Origin of the sequence: Paenibacillus riograndensis SBR5, from assembly GCF_000981585.1 — a bacterium.
In the GTDB taxonomy this organism is placed as follows: Bacteria; Bacillota; Bacilli; order Paenibacillales; family Paenibacillaceae; genus Paenibacillus_AQ; species Paenibacillus_AQ riograndensis.
The window spans coordinates 2,980,862-3,003,963 of the sequence record NZ_LN831776.1 but is presented as its reverse complement, the minus strand read 5'-3'; the positions used below and the strand labels follow the sequence as shown (position 1 = coordinate 3,003,963).

Sequence of the window (23,102 nt, the reverse complement as noted above, 5' to 3'; positions counted from 1 at the left end):
ACCGCAGCACCCGGCTGCGGTCTTGTTTAAGATATAATTTATATGTTTCACACCATAAATGTCCCTTCTATTTCCCGCTGATTGCGAAGGATTATACTTCCTGCGGGAACAGGGCATCTAGTGCCGGGCAAGGAAGCTTGTCAAGGAAATCGGAAAGCGGTGCAGGCATATTGCTGTAAAGGTCTTTTAACGAGGTGCCTTTATAGATATTGCCGATAATGACCGGGTGGCACAGCTCAGAGATCAGAATATCCCCATTGCCGTGCAGGTGAAGCTGCTTCTTGCCTTCAATGCAGTGCGGGAAATATACCCCGGGCTGCTCCTGAAAGCCCAGTTGCTCCATAAAACGGTCCATGCAGGTGAAATAGAGGGTCGTATCCTCTTTTTTACGGGCAATCAGCTCGTTTACGGCGTTCTTCAGTTGTTCGCGGGCCGCAATCGCCTTCCAGCCGGTATGACCCATAATAATGCTGTTCTGGATTTCGTGGGTTCTAACCCCCATCGCATAGACATGGTCGCTGATCTCCTGCATCTTATCCTGTGTCTCATTGAACAGCAGCGTTTCCAGGACTACATCCACACTGGTTTTGGCGAACATCGTGATGTTCTCTCTGATTTTGTCATAGATGCTGGTATGGATATTATAATAACGTGAAAACGCCTCGGCGGTTGTAAAGTTGAAGGAAATATGGATCGTGGTCAGCCCGGCCTTCTCCAGCTGTTCAATCCGCTCTGCGTTCAGAAGGCTTCCATTGGAATTCAACTGGGTCTGAATGCCCCGGGAGGTGCAGTAGCTGACAATTTCCACACAATCTTCGAATTTGAGGGTGACTTCTCCTCCAGAGAGACGAACCCGCTTAAGATTCGGCAGCTCCTCCAGAATGCGGACCACTTCTTTGCCTTTGATGCTCTGTCCGTCATTTCTGTTATATGCGCAGCAGTAATCGCAGCGGAAATTGCAGTTCGAGGTTACCCCGACCTCCAGCCCCTCCAGCTCATAAGTCAGCGGTTTATCCAGCTCCAGTGATTTATATTTCATGCTCATGCTCTGTATTCCTCCTGAAAGTAAGATGTCTCCCGCTAAGGTCAACCCTACAAATTATACAGGTTCGCCGCATAAGTTAATGTGACATTTGTTGTTAATATAGAACCGGAACATCAGCAGGCGCAGTCTGCTACGTCATCTTCTTCAGCAAATTAAACGGGTTATGCCAGCATGATCTTTAGATTTTCTATTTCTCTATGATAAAAATCAACTGTCTTGCCTTCTGTGATGTTCCAGTCACTTTCCAATAGAGCAATGATTTCCTGGAGCATCTCAATGGATTTATCATATTTTCCCTGAATTTTGTAGATATGCGAGATGGCTTCGAATGAATCTGTATATTTGGGATTTGGCTGAAGCTCGTGGCCTTTGGCGTAATATTCTATAGCTTCGTCGTATCTGCAAAGTTTAGCCATACAGTCTCCTCTGGAGGAGACCGCAAGCCAATCCTCAGGGTACAGTTCAGTCATTTGCTCCCAGAGTGCCAAGGCCTGAGTTAAGTCACCTTCTTCCTTGCATATCAGACCTCCATATTTTTGATATAAATGACCGGGATGGATTTGGTTTAATTGTTCCAGAACTGCTTTTGCTTCAATACATCTGCCGTCTGCAATCAGGTAGTTCAAAAGCCAAACATAAGCCTGCCAGTACTCGGGGTGATTCAGCACGAAATTTTGATAATACTCTATGAGCTTATGGCGGTTGGAATAGTTCCAGTCAAAAATGACGCCATGCTCTGCATCCCGCAAAGCGTTATGATTACTTTTGCTGTCTGGAGCTAATATCAATGCCTCTTTGGCATAACGGGCGGCCCATTCACGGTGCTCATCTGAGCGATGAATGTGCAACTGAGCCAGCAGCGTAAGGCATGGCGATTTTTGGCTGTCATCATTCATTTTCTCTATAAGAAATTGCTCAGCATAGTTAAAATCATCTTCTGATATAAATTGTTCATTGCTAATCATATTTCCGATCCGTTCCAGCTGTACATCGTCGGTTAATGCAAAAAGCTCATCAATTGTAACGCCTAAAATCACAGATAAATCAGGAAGAATTTGAATATCGGGCATAGTTACGTTGTTTTCCCACTTGGATACTGCTTGGGACGACATATTCAGTTTTACTGCGAGTTGTTCCTGAGTCATTCCTTTTTGCAAACGCAGTGTTTTTATTTTCTTTCCGATCTCAATATTCAATTAGCTAACCTCCAATTAATCTCATTGCGACTATATAGAATGAACTTAAGATATTTACATTAGGGACTTCGTCGGGACTACGGAGAATGTTTGGACTTCCGGCCGCTGTTGTCTACAGATTTCTTCAATTTATACCGCTGTTCGCGGTTGAAATCCGCAGACAAAGGCGGACGCATTCGCTCCTCCAGTTCCAAACTTCCCCTCCATCCCTTTTCCCTTTTGTTAATTTTTCAAGTTCACTCTATATAGTCAATTGAATTATAACTTTTTGTTGAAAATATCCTCAATGACCGCTTGGTTACACAAATTCGCTTATCAGTTACATAATTAGCGGCCTATACGAATGAGGGGATAAACAAAAGGCTGCCGGCAACGGCAGCCTTTTGGCTCGCTAAAAGCTATATTAATAACCGACCCGCTTACTTAACCCGGCGAGTTCTACCATTCTACCGATTTGCCCATTTCACTCCACACTGGCTGTCCGATCAGACCGAGGCGCCAGATGGCGATGCCCTTGAGGCCATAACGTTTGGCCAGGCCGATCTTGGCATTGACCGAGGTCTCATTCTCGCTGTATACCGAAATGCCCAGGATCAGCTTGTCCTTGCTGACCTGCTGGAGGGCCAGACGGATGGATTCATCCACCTTGTTCATCGGCTCCGGTCCGGTCTCACCTTCATAGGCGTAAGCCATAATCACCAGGTCGTCGGCAATCGTGGCCAGCGTCTTGTAATCATAACCTTTATAGGAGCTGTTGAGCGGATGCAGAATGACCGTAAGCTTGAGGTTCGCGGCCTTGGCTTTGGCGGACAGATTCTTGACAAAAGTGTTGTACTGACTCTGCACAACCGCCTTGTCCCCGGTCATGCCGAGCCCCTCCAGATCAAGGGCAATCCCCCGGAATCCTTTCTGTGTTGCCGTATCTACGATACCGGCAATCGTCTGCTGCTGAAGCTGCAGATTCTCCACATTCTTGGTCAGCTCCAATTCCTTGTCCCCTGAGTATACCATCAGATAAGGAGCGGTCCCCCCGGCTGCGGCATTCTGGACGATTGATTCCGGTGTGACATCACCGGCGGCCTGCGGCCATCTGAACTCTGTCCCCGAGGTCGTGTATTGGCCGCTGCGGTCAATCCGGCTCCAGCCAAAGGCAACAGCGTCAAAATCCGGGATCAGGGAAACCTCACTGTACGCACCCTGCGCGTAGAACCCAAGGGTATATAAATCTTTTTTCGGTGAGGTGATGGACACCGTCTTTGTGGCCTGATTCCAGGCTACGCCTGCACCGAACTGCTGTCCAAAAAAACTGAGCGGAATCATCGTGGTGCCGCGGATGTTCTGCGGTGCCACGGCCAGCTTCACGGCCGAGCCGTTCACCGATGCACTTTTGCTGCCCAAGGTCAGTATTACTTTTTGGGTGCCTGAAGCCTCTTTATGGGTTGCTGTAATTTGCTTAGCCGCCTGATTCCATTCCACCTTGACACCCAGTGCCTCGGAGATTGCCCGGAAAGGCACCATCGTAGTCCCGCTCATCACCGCCGGTTCTACCGGAAAAGGAAGCGGATATCCATCGAGTACGATACTGACACCGCCTGCAGCCGCCTTAACACCTTCTGCCGGAAGTGACGTAAAACCTGCTGCTGTAACTGCTGCGCACAATACTATTTTGGCCAACCATTTCATTGCCGGATTCCCCATTCTAAGTAGGATATGAATTCGAATCTCTCAACCGCATGCACTCCTACCATTCTACCAAACCAGGTATTTTTAGCAAATTAATAGATTGTAACTATTGCCTTTCTGGTTAGCCTTCTTATTTTACATAAGGTGCAGCAGCCCGGGCGAAACGCTCCAGCGCTTCGGTCAGAGTTGAACGCGGACAAGCGAGATTAATCCGCAGATGGCCCTGGCCTTCCGTACCAAAAATGGAGCCTTCGTTAAACGCCACTTTGGCCTCGCGGTACATCAGCTTTTTCAGACCCTCGGGATCAAGTCCGAGTTCGCGGCAATTCACCCACAGCAGGTAAGTAGCCTCCGGCCTCATTGGCTTCACTTGCGGCAGATGCTCTGCAAGGTAGCTTATGGCATACTCCGCATTACTGCTGATATGCTGAATAAGCTGGTCCAGCCATTCCCCGCCTTCATTGTATGCCGCTTCCACTGCCTCCGGGGCAAAAAAAGCGGACATATGCAGGCTGAGCGCCTTCAGCTTGTATTCAAATTTCCGTCTCAATTCAGGATTGGAGGTGACGATATACGAGGTCTGCAGGCCGGGCAGATTAAATGTCTTCGTTGCGGCGAGTGTGGTCAGCGTAATATCCGACAGCTCCTTCGATAAAGAAGCGAATGGAATATGCTTATGGCCCGGCAACGCCAGATCGCAATGAATTTCATCTGAAATGACTGTCACGCCGTACCGCAGGCACAGTTCTCCAAGGCGCAGCAGCTCCGCCCGTTCCCACACTCTGCCCCCCGGGTTATGCGGACTGCACAGCAGCAGCAGCCTGGCGCCGCCGCTCATCAGCTCTTCGAGCTGTTCATAATCCATAACATAATGGCCGTCTTCGAGTTTCAGCGGATTGATAGCTACCTTCCGGTCATTCATCCGGATCACATCATAAAAAGGATAATACACCGGCGACTGCAGAATCACCTGATCGCCCGGGTTGCTGAACAGCTCTACCGAAAGGCTAAGCGATGTAACGATGCCGGGGGAATCTGTAATCCATTCCTTTTGAATCTCCCAGTCATGGCGTCTGCTGTACCAGCCGGCAATCGCTGATTTGTAGGAATCACTTGTCACGCTATAGCCGTATATCCCCTCCTGCACGCGGCGCAGAATCGCGTCCTTCACGGCAGGCGGGCTTTCAAAGTCCATATCGGCTACCCAGAGCGGAAGAATGTCTTTGTCTCCGAACAGCTTCTCAGACTGGTCCCATTTGTAGGAGCGGGTATTGCGGCGGTCAATGATACGGTTAAAATCATACTTCAACTAGAATCCCCATCCTTTCTGCTTGTTCATTTATTGTAACATGGGGAGACACTTCCGGCACCTGCTTCAGACTTATAGAGTTCAGATTTCTATAACCTTAGCTTCCGATACGCAGCCGTTCCAGGGACTGGCTCAGCCGGACCTCCTCCAGCGGCTTCAGGACATAGTCTGCAACGGCGTGATCAAACGCCCACAGTGCATGCTGCTTACTCTCCGTGACAACTACAATCTGAATGTGCGGGATTTTTTGCTTCACCAGCTCAGCCACAAGAACACCCTGCAGACCCGGCCCCTGAAGATCCATGAAGAGCACCTCCGGCTGAAGCTGAAGAATTTTGTCCACCGCTTCCTGCGGCTGGGCTGACATACCGATTACATTGACTTGTCCCGAACGCTGAAGCATAAGAGCAAGCTTATACAGATCCTTCCGGTTCATATCCAGCAAAAACGCCTGTATCATACCTTCCCTCCTCCCGCCGCCTGGAGTTGTCCAGACCCTGCTCAGTTATAAAAAGAGCTGCCCCCGCGTTTGGCGCAAACGTCTGAGGACAGCCAGGGTTATTTTATTGTTCTGCCGCTGTCAAATCCTTATAAGCCATCTGAACCTGGCTATTTCAGTGCTGCCGGCAGCAGGCTGCGCAGATCTTCCATATTGATGATCAGATGGATGTTGTTCATGGTCCGCAGCGAACCGGAGATGATTCCGGCCAGTTGGCCGTGCGCGTCTATCAGCGGTCCGCCGGACATGCCGCTCGCCACCTGGGCGGAAGCCAGAATCCGGCTTCTGCCGTTAATCTCCGCATCGGGCGAATTGACTATGCCCTCCGTGATGATATTTGTATTCTTCAAAGGATATCCCAGGGCGAATACGGCCTCTCCATGCCTGACGGCATCCTTGCGCATACTCAGGTACGCAAAGCCATTGCCCTTCGCTTTCATAGCTGCCGGAACCGGCAGTGCAAGCACTGCCACATCCTTAAGCTCATCGAACGTGGTGACTTTGATCGGACTGATCACTGTCCCGTCCGCCATGATCCCTTCCATCCGTTCCGCACCTTTGACCACATGGTACGCGGTTGCCGCTGTTCCGCCGGAGGACAGGATGATCCCTGTCCCTGTGGAACTTGCCGTACCGTCGCTTTTCAGCACCCGCAGGTAGAACATTGCATTCTCTGCAAGCTGGTACGTCTGCTCGGCGTTGTTCACCACCGGTGTGTCGGCGCTGGAGGTGCCGGTATAGAAGAGAACCGCGGCCAAGACAGAGCAGGCCAGGCACACGGCCAGCCAGTTTCTTTTCATCTCCCATGTCCTCCGCTTCAGATTATTTCACTGCAGACATAATGTCCTTGTACGCCCAGTGCGATGCCGGCAGATCCTTGAATCTCACTGTGGTCACATTCAGCTGCTTCGTGCCGGCAATCCGGTTGATGAGCACAACAGCCTGTGCCCGTGTAATCGGAGCCCCCGGCTTGAAGGTACCATCCGGGAACCCCTGCACATACCCGGCTTTGGACAGTGCATTGACATATTTCTCCGACCAGTGGCCTTTGATGTCCGATTGCTTCGTAACACCGGCTGCTGTAACATCCAGATTCAACACGGCGGTCATGATTTTGGAGAACTCGGCTCTCGTCAGGCCTTTCGTTCCCCCGAACCCTCCGTCCGGATACCCTTCAATAATCCCTGCCGAAGCAAAGAATGCGGTCAGCGCCTGATGCTCAGCCGTTACATCGTTGAACAGGTTCCCTACATTGACTTCTTCCATATCGAGCAGCGGTGCCAGTGCGGCAATCGTTTCGTATCTCGAAATCGCCGTATTTGGCCGGAACAATCCGTTTGCAGGTGCTGTCATGTACTTCACTTCGCCGGCATTGCTCTTCAGGCTGTATTTCGCATTTTCAACCCTATATTCAATCGTGATTACTGTGTCATCTTTGTCCGTAATCATCTTGATCGTCATATTGCCCGTGATCAGAATCTCACCGGTATATTTTTTGCTGTCCACAGTCGGCGTGCTGCCGTCCGTGGTGTAATAGATCGTCTGCCCTTCCGGTGCGGTCAGCTTCAGCTTGCTGTTTCTGGCTACTTTAACCGGCGTTTTGCTATCCCCTTTGGTAAGAGTGGTGCCTGCGATTGCAGAGATGGCCGGTTCTTTGACCGGTGGCACAACGGCCGCTGGAGCGCCGCCACCGCCGCCACCTCCACCGCCGCCTCCCCCGCTGAATTGCTGGGTCCAGGTTCCCGACAGAATCCCGCTGTACTCTTTATTGTCTGCTATCGTTATAGCGTTAATTGCAGTTGTGCTCTTCAGCACGATCGGGCCGCTGTATAACTGGGAGCCTTCCGTAGGCGTACTGCCATCCAGTGTATAATAAATGCTGCCTCCCGGCTCTGTGGTTCCGAGAACAACGGACACTTCAGTGCTGAAGACCGGATCGCCGGACACTACAGTAGGTGCCGCCGCAGGAGCCGGGAATTTCAGGGCCGGTTCATTGACCGTGATGCTCCGGCTCTTCCCGTTCACCGCTGCTGTCAGCACCGCACTGCCGCCCGTTTGCAGCTTGCCGGAGGCCCCGCTAAGGGCTGCTTGGGCAGGATCGGCACTCCAGGTCAATGCTCCGCCGCTGCTCAGCGTAAAGTTCAAGCCTACACGGTTGACCAGGTCCTGCGGATTCAAGACAACTGCCGCTGAACCGAGTACCCCTTCGTCCTTGCCGTCAAACGCACGAAGTACGGGGTAGAAACCTTCATGTGCGGTCCAATGGGCCGCATCGAGCACTCCTGGAAGCGACGGCTTCACAAGCTCGGAGCCAAGCAGACCTTCGCTGGCCGCGTCTCCGGCTTTGCTCTTGCCACCGCCGTCATAATAGGCGATATTCCGCTTCAGCATTTGCCGGTCGAAGGCGGAACTGCTGATTATGGCTCCGCTCTCCTTCTGCCCCGCTATACCTCCGAAGAAAGCCTGCTGCGGGAGAATTTCCCCCTTCACCGCTGCTGTAATTTCCCCCGTATTCAATGAAGATACGATGGACCCGCCTGTATGGTGACCGGCAATCCCGCCGGCCCACGCCTTTTCGGTTCCGGCAGCCTTGATCCGGCCTGCTGCATAAGTGTTCGTTACTTCACCAGCGTTCAGGCCACTGATGCCTCCGGCTGCGGTCTGAGCCGCTGCAGCGCTGACAGCGGCATAAGACATGGAATCCGCAAGGGTCCCCCCGGCTGCATTCCGTCCGGTGATTCCGCCTGCTGCGGCTCCACTGGTGGCGACACTGCCTGAAGAAGAAGCTTGAGTCACGCTTCCTTCATTAATAGCGGTTATGCCTCCGGCGTATCCTTTGCCCGCAATGTCCAGACTCATCGCCCGGATTCCCGACAAGGTTCCCTGATTCAGGCCGGCTGCGCCCCCGGCAGCTTCACTGCCCTGCACGCTTCCGCTGACACTTGCTTCAGAGATCGCTGCTCCACTGTGGTTGATGCCCGCGATAATCCCGGCATTGGCGCCCCCTGCAATCCGGGCATCCGCAAAGTTCACATGGGCAATGTGTCCATAGTTCTCTGAGACAAAACCACTATATTTACGCTCTGCCGTTCCCAGCCGCAGCCCGTAAAGGGTATGTCCTTGTCCATCCAATACTCCGCTGAAGCTGTCAAAGGAGGTCCAAAGGCTGCCGCCTAAATCCATATCCGCTGCAAGCAGCAGCTTGTCCAGCTTCAGACCTTCCGCAGCTGTTCTATTGTACAAACGGTAATATGCTGGTCCAGTTTCGTTGTAGAGCAGCACGGCTCCTCTTAATTGCAGAGGTGTGCTCAAGGTTACCGTGCCATCAACTGCGTTGTCCATGAACGAAGTATCATAATCGATATTCCATTCTCCGGAAGCCAGCGGGTCTACGGCGTTCACTGCCGCCACTGCCGGCTCAGCGCCGGCGTTGCGTCCGACGGCAGTCAGTTTATCACTCGCCCCTGGAGTGAAGGTAGCGCTAATAATTTTGCCATCGCGGAAATTGTATCCGGCCAGCCGTCCTGCATAGACCGTCGAGCCCGTCACATTGACGGAAATTTCCGGCACATTGGCGTAAACCCCGGACAAAGTGCCATCATTGTAGCCCGCAAAACCTCCGGTGTAAGAACGGGTGGAGGACTTCACGCCTACAGTTGAAATCTTCGGCTGCAGCGCATAGGAATCACTGATCACGGCGTTTCGCTCGACCGTACCGGCAAAACCGCCGCTGCGTGTGTCGAAAGCTGTATTGCTGATGGTGCCGGAAGCGTAGGCATCCTTGATAGTGAAGTGGTCCACTGAACCGGCGAAACCTCCGGTGTAGGAGCCCAGTTTGCCGCTTACCGTCAAATCACCAGTAGCATAGGAACGTTCAATCTTTCCTTCGCGGGTATCCGTATCTCCCAGGAGACCGGCAAAACCGCCCGCATAAATCGTATTGTCCTGATTCGTGTCCGTAATCCGCAACGGAATATCCGCATGGGAGTGGGTGATGGTCAGGTAATCCCCGAGACCTACCAGACCGCCGGCACGGGTTGCCGGAACCGATTCACCCAGGGTCAGCGCTGTACCCACCAGGATGGCTTCGCCATCACCGGCAGAGCTCTCGCTGTAATGAATCTGGCCGCCTTCTCCCCGGCCGACAACACCGCCAACATTATATACTCTGCTGTTGTCCACATTCAGACTGTTCTGTGCAGAGTTGTCCACGAGAATACCGCTGCTGTAGCCCGCAATTCCCCCGGCATTCACGGTGTTGCCGCCAGTGACATTCAAGTCGGCCGCTGCTTCCGAGCGGTAGAGGGAAGCATTCGTATTTTTCCCCACAATTCCGCCGGCATAAAGATCCGCTGTATTGCCAGCGCCTGTTACATGGATGGAACCGGAATGCGCTTTTGCCAGATAAATGCCTCTGTATAACGGATAAGGTTTGCCAAAATCAAAGCCTTCGTTCAAGTTATCTGCCGACAGGCTTCCGGCAATTCCGCCTGCGGCGGTTTCACCGCTTTTCGCGGCAACCACAAGCTTTGGCGCTGCATTCACATGGTACAGCAGTGTGTTCACCGCTTCTCCTACGATTCCGCCCGCCATATTGGCTTCTCCTGCGGATTGCACGGACCCGCTGAACAACAGACCGTTCATAGCCGCATCTGAGGCCCTGCCTGCGATCCCGCCGATCTTGGCCTGCAGGCTGCCTTCTGCAGCCGACAATCCAATGCCTGCAGCTTCGGCTTGATCGATATCATAGATATTGCTGGCCGAAGCCGCCTTGGCGAGCGGCATGCTGCCGGCTGCGCCGTCTTTAACGCCCACTACACCACCGACTGTGCCATTGCCGGTCAGTTGAACTCCGGTGCCCGGACCTTTCAGTGTAACATCCGCCAGCACAGCCCGTGCCTCGGCATGGCCGATCACTCCGCCCAGCACTGAATCCAGGCCAGACGCTTCAAGCCGGCCATCCGTAAACGTGAGGGACAGCTGCTTGGCGCTGCCGGAAACATAACGTCCAATCAGTCCGCCTGTAATACTGTCCGCACCGGTTGAAGTGATCCGGTATTTCGAACTCACCTCTTCATTCATTCCTGTGACATTGCCGGATTGCCGGCCGACAATCCCGCCAATGACCGCTTGATCGGCGGAACTGCCGATGCTGCCGTCTATGGCAGTCAGAAGATAAGTCGATGCCGCAAGGGCTTTGGTGCTGTCACTATCCGCTGTATAGACCAGCTCCGAGGTGTTGTCACCAATGATCCCTCCGGCGATCCCGCCGGTGTATACAGTTTCGATTCTGCTGCCGCCATCCAGCGTCAGATGCAGCGCGGAAACAGAACCCGTATTCTCGCCGATGATACTCCCCACCGTACCGCCGCTGATCTTGCTGCCGTTCAGCAGCTTAAGGTCAATGTTCGATACCGTCCCCAGGTTCCTGCCGGCGACAGCCCCAGCAAATTGGCTGCCCGCGATGGTTAATGGCTCCAGATTGATATTCTTTACGGTGCCTCCGGCGCCAATGACGCCGAACAGCCCGGAATGGCTGAATACCGCCGACCGCATAGTCAGACCGTCAATCAGATGGCCGCCGCCGTCAAGCGTTCCTTGGAAGGCATGTTCTTCTTCATCGCCGATAGGTGTCCACTGCTTCGATTGAATATGGATCGGATTCATCACGGTAATGGTTCTGTCGGCAAAATCAAACTTATCCACACCGGCGATCGTACCGTTCACAATCGCGGCCAGACCGGCAAGCTCCGCTTCGCTCGAAATCTGGAACCGGATGGCATCCTTGTCTTTCATATACCAGTTGATATTGGAATTCACGCCGCCTCCGGCATCTCCGCCGGTGTTGGCTTCACGGTTGACTTCAGGATATTTATATTCCGCATTCAGTGAACCGTATTTCCAGGCTCTGCTGAAATCCCAGCCGGACAGGCCCGGGAAGACCTCTCTGTCCCGCAGCGTTTCCGAAAGAATCGTGGTCAGGCGGACATGGACATCCAGCCAGCGGTGCTTGCCTTCAGCAAAGTCCGGAAGGTCTTTGTTAATATTCCGGGCTTCATCTTTTATATAGTAGGATTTGTACAGCAGCTCTTTGCTGGCATTGTCATACCGTCCGGCAAAGCCGCCTGCATAAGAATTATTATCAAGTTTTGCGGTTACTTCAGCCGCCGAATAGGCATTGGTAACCTTACCGTTGGTGATTCGGCCGATAAAGCCGCCGGCATAGGATTGCTCCCCAAGGGCGTTTACGCTTTTCGCTACATAAGAATTCTTGATGCTGCCTCCTGTGTGCTCTCCTACCAGACCTCCGACTACGGTATACTTCCCGTTTGCGGTCACTTTGGAGGAAGAGTAGGACTGTTCTACCGAGCCTGCACTGTTTCTGCCGATCAAGCCGCCAAGGAACACGGATTGGCTGGCTGATCCGGCAGCTTTACCCGTAATATCAATGTCTACATACGACCCGATCACCTGTCCGGCATTTTCACCGGCCAGTCCGCCGGCAAGGGTTCCGGCGCCTTCTATGGTCATATTAGCATTGGAATACGTGTAATATAGCGTTCCGGCAGCGGTATTGCGTCCGGCTAAGCCGCCAAAGATGGCGTTGTCGCCTTTTGAGCTTACCGGGAGTTTATCTGTAATACTGTTGTTGGCAATCAGACTGCGGTTTTCACCCACCATGCCGCCGATCACAGACGATGGGGAAACGGCATTAATGCTGCCCAGAATACGGCTGTTCTGAATCGTGCTGACAGCAGTGCCGGGATTCGGAACCGGATCTCCGGCTTGGGCAGCATTCAGTCCGACGATCCCGCCGATGACAGAGTTTGCTGCTGTGGCATTGGTTTTTAGACTAAGTGCGGTTATATAGTTGTTCGCAATAACAGCAGTATTCGTTCCCAGATGATAACCGGCGATACCCCCTGTCTTCACGTTCGGGCCGTTCAAGGTCAGGTTCAGCGTTTTGCCGGCCAGACGTTCCAGACGGGATTGATCGTTATAGCCGACCAGGCCGCCGATATAGGCATCGGCTCCTTCTGTGCCTGAGCTTATCAGCAGATTTTCCACGTTCAGCGCTGACGTGTCGCCGCTAATGGTGCTGTTCTCCAGAGCTCCGGCCAATCCTCCGGCTTTCGCTCCGGCTCCTTTAACCGTGAAGGTGAGATAATCCGGCGCGATAGCGGATGCCAAAGGTTTGATAATATCGGTGGCTTTGGCAAAACCTGCAATGCCGCCTGCCTTGACGTCCTTTCCGGTGATATTCACCAGGGTATTCTCACCTGCGAGCATAACCGGAGCTGTAATGACAGCACGATGGCCTTCGATGCCTTCCGAGCGTCCAACAATCCCCCCCGCTTCTGTCCGCAGGCCGTTTGCTGCAATCACAACAGTGCGGGCGGTTGCATCGGTTAGCGTGCCGGTATTGTAGCCGGCGATTCCGCCCACTGCATTGTCCGGTCCCGGCGAACTGATGCCGATGTTCTCAGCCAGCACATACGGGCTGGTTCCGTGGTTCTCGCCGAACATCCCTCCGGCAACCCCCTGCGAAGCCTCTGCCCGGATTTCAATCCGGTTCGTATGCAGATACAGTGCGGAAGCCCGGTTGCTGCCGACTGCGCCGCCGAAGCTCACTTGATCCGCCTTCATTTCTACTAGAATATCGCTGGCTTCCACGGCTTGCGCTTTTGTACCGATGGAAGCTTCTGTATTCAGTTTTCCAGCAACTCCGCCGAACGTATAGCCGCTGCGGCCGGTTGCGGTAATGAACCCGATTTTGGCCGCTTTGCTGCCGGTCAGGACGAGTGCCTGGTCATTTATGCCGACGATTCCGCCAGCTGTAATATTGTCCCGGCCATCTGCAGCCGGTGCAGCTGCCGCCGCCTCCATACGAAGGCTGTTATAGTCCGTGCCGCTGGCATCCCCGGCTGATACGCCGGTGATTGTCCCTTGTGCGCTTCCGGCAATACCGCCGAGGACACCGCCTTCGGAAGTAGCCTTCAGTGTAATATGCTTCACTGTGGAATTGCTGATGGTGCCGTCCAGATAACCGGCAATCCCGCCAATGGTTCCATCGGAAGTGATGGCATTGTAATCGTCAGCCGCTTTACCTGCCTGAGAGGCTGCGATCTCGCCGCCGGTTTCATAGCCGGCAATCCCCCCGGTGTAGACATTGGCTGTACCGGTGACATTTAAGGTCCCCGCAAAAGAAGCATGGGTGAAATGTCCTCCGGCATCGTACCCGGCGAATCCTCCGGTATAGACACCCGCCCCGCCGGATACTGTAATGGCGGCTGTATTCTGATACGCCGCAGACGCCGGATTATTCAGCACGAGGCCTTTTGCGGCATATCCGATATAGCCGCCTGTATAAATATGTTGTGAACCCGTTGCTGTAACAGGGCTGGTGTTGTTGTAGCCTGCGGTCCAGGTTAACGGGCTGTCCGCATATCCGGCGATTGCGCCGGTGTATACGTTCGTGCCGCCGTTATTCGTTACCGGAGCCGAATGGTCAAAAGCCATGGTGATGTCCGGATTCTGCACGGCCCCCACTCCGCCGATCAATCCGCCGGCGTAGGAGCCTGCGGCTGCCGGAGCATCGATATTGACCGCTCCACTGCTGATCGTAGCATTGGAATATACGATCGTTCCATCGGTTTTACCGATAATGCCGCCGGCATATACGATGTCCCCGCCGGTAGCTGCTACCTCAGCACTATTGCTGATGATCGTATCTTCGTCATTCATGATCAGAGAGCCTGAAGTATGGCCGGCAATCCCTCCGGCATAGCTCGTCCCTCCCTGCCCGTTAGCCAGAATTGCTCCTGAGTTTGATACTTTTTTGATCTTCAGACTGCCGGGACCGCTATATCCAACGATTCCCCCTGCAGCCGAAGCACCGTTAGCCGTGATGGAAGCTTCGTTGACGGAATTGGAAATGGAACCTGTCCCCATACCCACGATACCGCCGGTAAAGGCTTCGAACGGTGAACTGATCGTCTCAATCCGCATTTTATTGGTAATATCGTATACCGTGCTGTTGCCAGTCATTTTGCCGACTGCTGCACCTGCATAGACATCATAAGTAACGCTTGTTACGCTGATCGAACCGCTGGAATCGAACTCAAAGCCGCCCACAGTTCCGCCGTCCATGTTGCCGACAAGCCCTTGATAAGACAGACTCGGGTCAACGTTCATGCCCGAGAGGGTAAGAATCTCCCCGCCCTTAGAGATCAGCGTCCCGCGAAAAGGATGCTCTCCTGTCCCGATCGGCACCCAAAGATAGGCGGACAGATCCAGACTCTTATCGATTTCGAGGATCTTATTCCGGAAGCCGTCAATGCTGCCGTCCGGGTCTTCATTGACCAGCTTGGCAACCCCGGCCAGCTCGGCGGCCGAGTTGATTTTATACGTAGTATAGGCAGAATTGTACCATGCCGTTTCGGCCGAGCCCGTCCAGGTCTGCCCATCCGCCTTGGCCAGCAAACCGCCGGTAACCGCAGCAATTGTCAGGACTGCCAGCGCAATGGCCAGCCCGATCAATGATTTGTGCTTCCTTGCCATCATGACACCACCTTAAATGTAATAGGATTCTATCAGAGCATTTCATGGCGTAAAGCTTGCCCACACCCATCCTCCAGGGATGGTGTGGGCGCTGCTCTTCGTATTACCTGCCGATGATGAATTGATCCAGTCTGTTGGCCATGGCGGCCGCTTCCGCACGGGTCAATACTCCCGCCGGATTGATCTTGCCGTTTACGCCACGGATAATCCCGTATTTGATGCTGAGCGCAATCGGGGATTTTGCCCAGGCCGGAATTTCACCCTTGTCGGCAAAAGCATTGAGGATTTGGGCTGCCTCTGCGTCACCCATGCTCTCACCGCCGCTGCTTACCACATTCAGCAGTCTTCCTACCATCGTCATGGCTTCCATCCGGGTCAGTGTAGATTTCGGTGCGTATGTGCCTTCGCTCAGTCCGGTAACAATCCCCAGATCTGCTGCAATCGAGACACTGCGGAAATACCAGCTGCTCTCGGCCACATCCTTGAAGCCCTGCTTGGCTGCCGTGTTATTCATCAGCCCTGCCACGCGCAGCAGGATAGTCGGAAGCTCGGCTCTGGTAATCTTCGCTTGCGGAGCAAAGGTGTCTGCCGAGGTACCTAATACAAACAGCTTGCCAGAAGCACTGCTGATGTCTGGTCCTGCCCAGAAGCCTTTGGCGATATCCTTGAACGCTTTGGCATTGTTGATAAAGAACAGGCTGCCTTCTCCCGTCAGCTGCACATCCACAGCAGTTCCGCTGCTGTCGGGTTTCCAAGGGATGGTGGTCCACTGGCCGGCTGCATTTTTCAGTACCACTGCGGTGATATCCTTCGCGGCGATACCTGCCGGAATGGCAATCCTGCCGGCAGGGGCAGGTGTCCACTGGCCTGCTGCCAGATTCACGCTGACGGTGACGCCTTGGCCTCCGCCCAGCACGGTGAATTTCTGGGCTGCAGCAGCAGCGTTCATGGCCTCCTTGTCAGCGGCAGAATTCCTTCCGATGCTGATCTTGAGCGGTTCGGAGAGACCCTTCAGATTCTCCGAAGCCAGCGTCAGCTGTCCAAGCGGAACCTCGATGATCAGCTTCTTCTTGGCTGAAACCGCCTGCTGCACAACCTTCTGATCCACAGTAATGCTGAAGCCAGCAGCTGCGGCTGCCTTCGAGCTGATCACAATGTCTCCACTGCTGCCAGCTGCAACATCACCGTCTTTAATATGAAGAACTGCGGTTGTTCCTTCCCAAGCCGCTTCAATGGCTTTGCCGCCGACGGTGAATACCGGTGCGGTTTCTGGAACCGGCTGGTCTGCCGCTAATCCGCCGCCTGCACCGCCACCGCCGCCACCGCCGGAGCTGCTGCTCCAGATGACTGCAGGTACTGCGGCCGCTGCCATAGCTTTCTTGGCCAGTGAAGTCCGCTTAGCCACAACGATGACATCCCCCAGATTGGCAGGAATCACACCATCCGCCGGAAGCAACGCCCAACTGCTGAGATCCGTGTCGAATTCCGGCAGAACAGCACTTCCGTTAGAGTAGATCTTATAGGCCAGTTGTTGACCGGTCATATCTCCGGCACTGGATACAATCACCTTGGTGTGTGTGGTGTCGCCGCCGATGGCCTGAGCCGAGGCTGTCAGCGTTCCAAGCGCTGTAGGCTTAGGAACTTCTACAGAAGCAACAGCGTAGCCTTTCAGCACAACGCCTTCGGCAATCTTGTATTCCGCTTCAATCAGACTGGCTCCGGTAGCCAATGCGCTCACCGTCGTTACATTCTCCTTAGAAGTAGTCACTTCAACCGAATCGCCTGTCGGTACAGTGTAGGCGAGACGCCCAAGCTCGCTGTCCTTCACAGGCACCTGCTCAAACTTCAATTTTCCGTTTCCGTCCTTCCCTCTGGCGACCTTCAGGAAAGCTTTCAGCGTACTTGTCTCCCCTGGCTGCAGGGAAGGGACTTTCTCAAGAATCAAGGCCGCAGGCACATCATAGCTGTCGTTGGTAATATCGACGACCGCTGAATTCCCGTTGCCCGCCCCATCGGTGGCGGTGAACTTAAGCGCCACTGTCGGATCACCCGAAGGGATTGGAACTTCACTGTTAAAGGTTCCGTCTTCGGCTACAGGGACTACCGTGTCACCTACTTTGAGAATGGTATCCTTCGTCGTTGTGCCGGAGACCTTTATTTTTCCTCCTGCGGTTCTTGCACCCGTTGCAGGTGAGTCAATGTAGAGCACAGGAGCCAGTGTATCCACTGTCAGGTACAGCATCGTGACGGAAATGTCCTTGGTCACGGTATTGGTTGCCCGCAGCTCAATAGCGTAAGGCCCGTCTGTCTTGAACTGGCTGAAATCAAGCTTGCCCTGGCTTGCGTTTCCGCTGTCAGTCAGGTTCACCTTGCCGATGGATTGCTCGGCATAAAACGCTTCAACCGATACATTCTTCTGATCCGAGCTGAGGGTGATGCTCTGCCCGGTTTGATTGGTAAGCAGATTGAAATAGTTGCCGGTATTCTCTACCTTGCCGGAACCGCCTACCGTCAGCACAGGTTTCACCGGCTTCGGAAGCAGCTTTTTAGAACTGCTGACCCGTTCTGCATAGTGGTAATTCTGGTTCTGGTCGTCAGCCGCAGTCGGAACCGTCGCGGCGGATACCCCTATCTCATATTCATAACCGACTTCGAGTCCGACATATTTGACATCCTTCAGATCCATCACGGTGCCTTCCAGGCTGCCGAGATTGACTTCGTCAGAGGTGGAGGTTGCCGACCAGCCGCCGATCAGAATGCCTTCATATTTACCGCTGGATGCATTCCAATACGGAGCAAGCTCCGATTCCGTAAACAGAATCTCCCCGAAGTTCGAGTAGTCGGACATCACGCCCCCCTGCTCGCGCTGTGCATCGATAACATAGCTGTGCTCATACTTTGCGTGGCTTGACGGTTTGGTGCCAGGCTTGAAGGACAAAGCGAATAATCCGTTTCCTGCCGGCTCAACCCTAACATCACTGACGTTCTGCGGTGCCATTGGATCAATGAGTTCAAATTTCTGCGCTGAAGTCCTTGTTGCAAAGGTAGCCGTGGACTTGAGCTCGGCCCGCAAATAATAATTGCCTTGTCTAAGCAGTCCGCGGATGTCCTCCTGCTTGCCCATAAGCGTTGCGCGGGTTACATCAATGCTGGTGCTGCCGCTTGTAATGCCTCCGCTCACGCCGCCGTTCTGGCCAACCGGAACATCCTTGGCAATCAGAAGTCCGGGATCTCCTGTTTCCAGCACTTTGGTCCCGTCGGCAAGTAAGGTTTCGTTCTTGGTTACGGCATCCTCAGCCAGATACAGATTGACTGTATCGCCTTCCAACGCGTTAGCCACTTTCCAGGAAGCATTGAATTTGTTCACATCCGTGCTGTCCTTCGCCAGGTTGATCTCATTCAGCTGCGGAGCCGTTGGCACGTTGAGCAGCTTGGTTTTCACTCCGGAAACCGCAGTCAAGGTCCAATTGCCCCCGCTTTTTGCTTTATCCGCCGGAACGATGATATACGCTTTGCGGATATCCACCTTGTCAGGATTTTGATCAGCCGGAATATACTGCTGGAATGCATTTGCCGTCGGATCTGTATTCGTATTGTCGAATTTAACCGGGAACACCTTGCCGCCGGCATCCTTCAGTGTGAATTCAGGCATCTCCTTCGCATCATATTCCATCTCAATCAGCGCATTGCCGGTCACGCCGCCCATAGGTATTTCATGGACTCTGCCGCCGTTCTTGACGGTGATGCCGCCAACGCTGATGTTCACTGAGCCATTCTCAATATATTCAACGCCTTCTTTAACCTCTCTGTAGATGATCTCCTGATTTTCCTGTTCTGCAGCCGCTTCTGAAGTAGCGAGCGTCTCTATCCCTTGTCCAATGACCATCAGACGCGGTCCAAGCTCAGGATCATCTACAACGAGTTGTATCAGACCGTCAGGCAATTGGTCGGTGGAGGTGCCAAATTCAACCCCGCCGCCCCAATAATACGTAACGCCGAGCGAGATCAGCAGAACGCCGATACTGCCCCAAACCTTATCATTGTTAACGCCGAGGAATACGCTGGACAACGGCAGGCCGCCGACAACAGGCACATTGCTCGGAATTTGCAGTCTGGATCCGATATACCCTTCGAAATCCGTACGGTTCTTCTCCAGATTCTGTCCGACAAAAATGCCGGCCTTCCCGATAATAATATCCCAGCCGCCGATATCCATCTCGGACTCCACCCGCACGAACCACGGGGTGACCCACTGCGCTTCAAGCAGCGCCTTGGTGAGCATTGGCAGCTTGTCATCATCCTCTGCATCCGCCTTAGCGGAATAATCCAGCTTGCCTTCTACCTTAAGTCCCGTCCGTTTGACGGTCAGATCCACATCGCCGAAAAAATACGCCGGAGCCATGCCGAATCTCACACTCACGCCTGCTTCAACGGTAAGCGGGAAGGGATCGTCCTTCGTGCCGCCTGCAATGGTGTCTGCAAGTTCACGAACCGCCCCGCGAATGCCTGTGAGGTACGTTGCGCCGGTGATCAGAATCCCCGGATCAGGCAATCCTGCACCAAATGCGATGACATCCGGCAGGATGCGGCCGTCCTTCACCTTTTTCAGGGACAGCTCGATGGACACCTCAAGCATATTTTTCAGCTGGGCATCGAATGCGAGGCCGTACTGATTCTCTATGCCGTCAATATCCTGGACATAGTGGGTTACCGTGACTTCACCGCTCGGCTTCTTCGGCTTGTCCCCTTTTTTCTGCGGAGCGCTCTCCTTCTTCGGCCCGAACAGCCCCAATTCTTCACCGAGGTCAAATTTCAGCGCGGCATCAATGCCGACAAACCCTTTTTCATTAAAGACAACATTCTTGATTTCCGTGTTGACGATCTTCATCGACAGGCTGCCTCCGAAGGAGATCCCGCCTTCCCGCAGAATGAAATCGTTAAAGGAAAGCCCAAATCCGTCAATCGAGAAGCTCGGTGCACCGAACAAGGACTGCTTGTTGAAATACACATCCTCGATCATTACCTGACGCAGCGGGTTCAACCGGTCACCCACTCCGCCAACCGCCCATTTCAGGCTTCCGTTCTCAGTGTCATCTTCAGGGTTCGTGTTCTCCTGTGCCTCTGCCCCTTCTTCTCCCTCTTCTTCGTCATCCCCGCCTGAGTCGGCAGAGGGAAGATTATAGTTATCTCCGCCCAGCGACTTGTTGAAGCCGTTGAAGAAATCCAGCGTCCACTCCCCTTTATGGAAAATAAATCCGCTGCTCGCCACACTAAGCGTTCCGTCTCCTTTTACGAACAGCGTATCCAGGAAAGGCATATCCTCCGGCTGCGTAACTCCGAAGATGTCCAGCTTGCCCCGGACAAAAGCCAAATCCTTGCCGGTATAGGCTACGGAATCGTTGATGATGGCCGGTTCGGTTTTGGTATCGACCACAACCTGCTCGTCTACGCCCGAGCCTACCTGCTTAATCATCCCGCGGATAACCAGCACGACTTCACGGTCAATTTCCTCATCCTCTGCCTCCTGCTCGAAGGCTTCCAGCTCCGCTTCGGAATCGAACAGCCGGTAATTGTAGAGCGGAGTTTCTTCCAGCGCTTCATCATCCGTAAACTCGCCAAGCTCGAATTCCGGATCAACCGCTTTGCTGGCAATCCCGAACAGGGCTTTGGTTTTTTTATATTCGGTAACGGCATTATAGAGGAATGCGCCGTCTTCAAACGGCTCCCCGGGGAACAGACTGTTCAGGTCATCCAGCAAATCCCCGCTGACCGAAGATCCGTTCGCAATGCCGCTGACATCCACAAGCTGCTTGTAGATAACCATGATCCCGGCTTCTCTGATCCGCGACTCATTATTATCGGATACAAGCACTGTCTGCCCGGTAGTGATATCGTACATGGCAGCAACTTCCTCATCGCCGCCTGCGTCTCCCTTGTAGTCAATCTCCACCTGGTATTCTCCAAGCGGCAGCTCAGGTCCGAGACCTGCTTCAACTATCTTGCCGGCATCATCAACACGGTCGCCGCCGCGGTAAGTGATCCGCATGTCCCCGGACATTCCGTCATCCGTCGGCTGCATCACAACCGCATCCTGCACATTAACTTTATAACGCTCACCGGTTACTGTTTCCTTGAGGTACAAGTCAAAGTTCGGTGCTGTAGTTTCATTGCCGGTATTGTAGGCTTCGATATTGGACAGATTGACGGTCAGATATTTCACATCACTGCTGTACAGCTCTTTCGGCGAAACTCCATAGACATAGGTAGGCGTCGCTTCACCAACCGGAGGCAGCAGAATGAAATTCGATTTATTGGACTCATATTGCGCTTTGATGCTCTCATCCTCGACACCCTCCACCTTCGCCCGGGTCTCCGGGCTGCGTGCCGTGATCATATATTCCTTGGTTGTCGGCCAAGGACGGCCTTTCGCCATTACCCTGAAGGAGGCGGTGATGGTGTCGCCCGGCTTGTACTTCGGTTGAATCCCCTGCGCCGCTTCCTCGGGGGTCGCTGATTTGCGGAACTCCAGCGTCCTTCTGGATGAGGTTTCCGGAACCGGTTTGCCGCTCGCATCTCTGACCACTTCGCCTGCGGCATCGAGCTTCACCAGGCTCAGTCCGCTTTCCAGCGTCAGCTCGACCTCAATTTTGGAGTGTTCCATATCATAGGATGCCAGGTTCTCCACTTCCGCGTAGATGGTGAACATGCCATCATCCACATAGCCACTGTTGTCCTCAAGCGTTGCCAATTGCTGCACCTGATCCACATAACGGATCGAAAAAACTTTGTCCGGTGCAATAATCTCACCCAGCCCGTACACGGTTTCGAAGCTTTGTGAAGCTCCGGCGGCAATTTTGTCCGGATTCCAGTAGAAAGCGACTGCAGAATCGGCGCTGCCGTAATCATTGGTATCCCGGGTGAAGTCCAGAGCCGGATTTACCTTGTAATCCCACTTGGTATTGGCGAGCCCGTTCCAGTGCCCGACAATCATCTCGTCCACGATATTGATATTCTGCTCGGCAAAATTATTGAAGCCGTAGGCGACAACATTCGTCGCCTGCGGATTGGTTGAATCCTGCTTGTCACGCATGACCCAGTAAGCAGGCAGCTTGTACAGCGCGCTGTCCTCTTTGGGAATGCCGGCATCCTTTTCAGGATCATGGGTCAGCTTTCTCTCTACCATCAGCGGAGCTTTGGAAGCCGTTCCGATCTGGAAAAGCGGAGCATCATTGCCGCCAACCATCGTATCCAGCATAATCCGGCTGCCCACCGCTACTTGGGCGCCGCTTTTGTTGTTGACTTCGTAGCGGATATTGACGTTTCCTGAATTAACGGCATCCTTGGCATCGGTGTAGAGCATCAGGATTTGCTTGATCTCCACACCTTTGATCTTCCAGAGCATTTCCAGCTGCTGGGTTCCGTTGTCATTCCGCACAATCTTGGGCGCGGTAGTCTCGGAGTACAGATCATTGCCGAATTTATACTTATTGCCATAGATATAATCTGTGCCGTCAATCCGGAACGTCGTAAACGACGTTTCCGGATCATCCCCCTTGTACAGCAGATTAGTATCCTGGTCTTTTTTGCGGATGGGCTGGCCTTCGACGGTACGGATTCCGTAGCGGCCGGTGCTGTTATCCACGGTAACTTTAATAAAATCATTTTGAATCGTAGTCGTATTAGCAGCGGCCGCTGCTTCCGCCAGAGCATGCAAGCTCTCGGAGGCCGACAGAAATACCATAATCAATGAGAGCATTACCGCACACGTTCTTTTAAGCAGCTTCACTCCTAGTCCCCCCAGTTCATTGT

The 23,102-nt window shown here is 53.4% G+C and carries 8 protein-coding genes; all 8 read right to left on the bottom strand.

Going from position 1 to position 23,102, the window contains the following annotated elements; genetic code table 11:
• Positions 1-91 precede the first annotated feature (91 nt).
• Entirely contained in the window at positions 92-1,045 is a 954-nt protein-coding gene (locus tag PRIO_RS12120; RefSeq protein WP_020428463.1) for a radical SAM protein, read from the bottom strand.
• A gap of 161 nt (positions 1,046-1,206) precedes the next feature.
• Positions 1,207-2,241, bottom strand: coding sequence for a helix-turn-helix domain-containing protein (locus PRIO_RS12115; RefSeq protein ID WP_046502517.1), 1,035 nt, complete (start codon positions 2,239-2,241; stop codon positions 1,207-1,209).
• Between the two features lie 438 nt (positions 2,242-2,679).
• Complete coding sequence (locus PRIO_RS12110; RefSeq protein ID WP_020432318.1) at positions 2,680-3,924, bottom strand: stalk domain-containing protein; 1,245 nt, start codon at positions 3,922-3,924, stop codon at positions 2,680-2,682.
• A 130-nt stretch (positions 3,925-4,054) separates the two neighbouring features.
• On the bottom strand, positions 4,055-5,233 hold the full coding sequence (locus tag PRIO_RS12105) for a MalY/PatB family protein (RefSeq protein WP_046502512.1): 1,179 nt from the start codon (positions 5,231-5,233) through the stop codon (positions 4,055-4,057).
• Positions 5,234-5,330: 97 nt separating this feature from the next.
• Complete coding sequence (locus PRIO_RS12100) at positions 5,331-5,693, bottom strand: LytR/AlgR family response regulator transcription factor (protein WP_020432316.1); 363 nt, start codon at positions 5,691-5,693, stop codon at positions 5,331-5,333.
• A gap of 149 nt (positions 5,694-5,842) precedes the next feature.
• The gene (locus PRIO_RS12095) at positions 5,843-6,532 is read right to left on the bottom strand and encodes a S1 family peptidase (protein ID WP_020432315.1); all 690 of its coding nucleotides are present in this window, start codon (positions 6,530-6,532) and stop codon (positions 5,843-5,845) included.
• Between the two features lie 22 nt (positions 6,533-6,554).
• A complete protein-coding gene (locus tag PRIO_RS12090) occupies positions 6,555-15,296 on the bottom strand; it encodes a chitobiase/beta-hexosaminidase C-terminal domain-containing protein (protein ID WP_144412102.1) in 8,742 nt (2,913 codons plus the stop codon).
• Between the two features lie 100 nt (positions 15,297-15,396).
• A complete protein-coding gene (locus tag PRIO_RS12085; RefSeq protein ID WP_046502502.1) occupies positions 15,397-23,079 on the bottom strand; it encodes an S-layer homology domain-containing protein in 7,683 nt (2,560 codons plus the stop codon).
• Between the last annotated feature and the right edge of the window lie 23 nt (positions 23,080-23,102).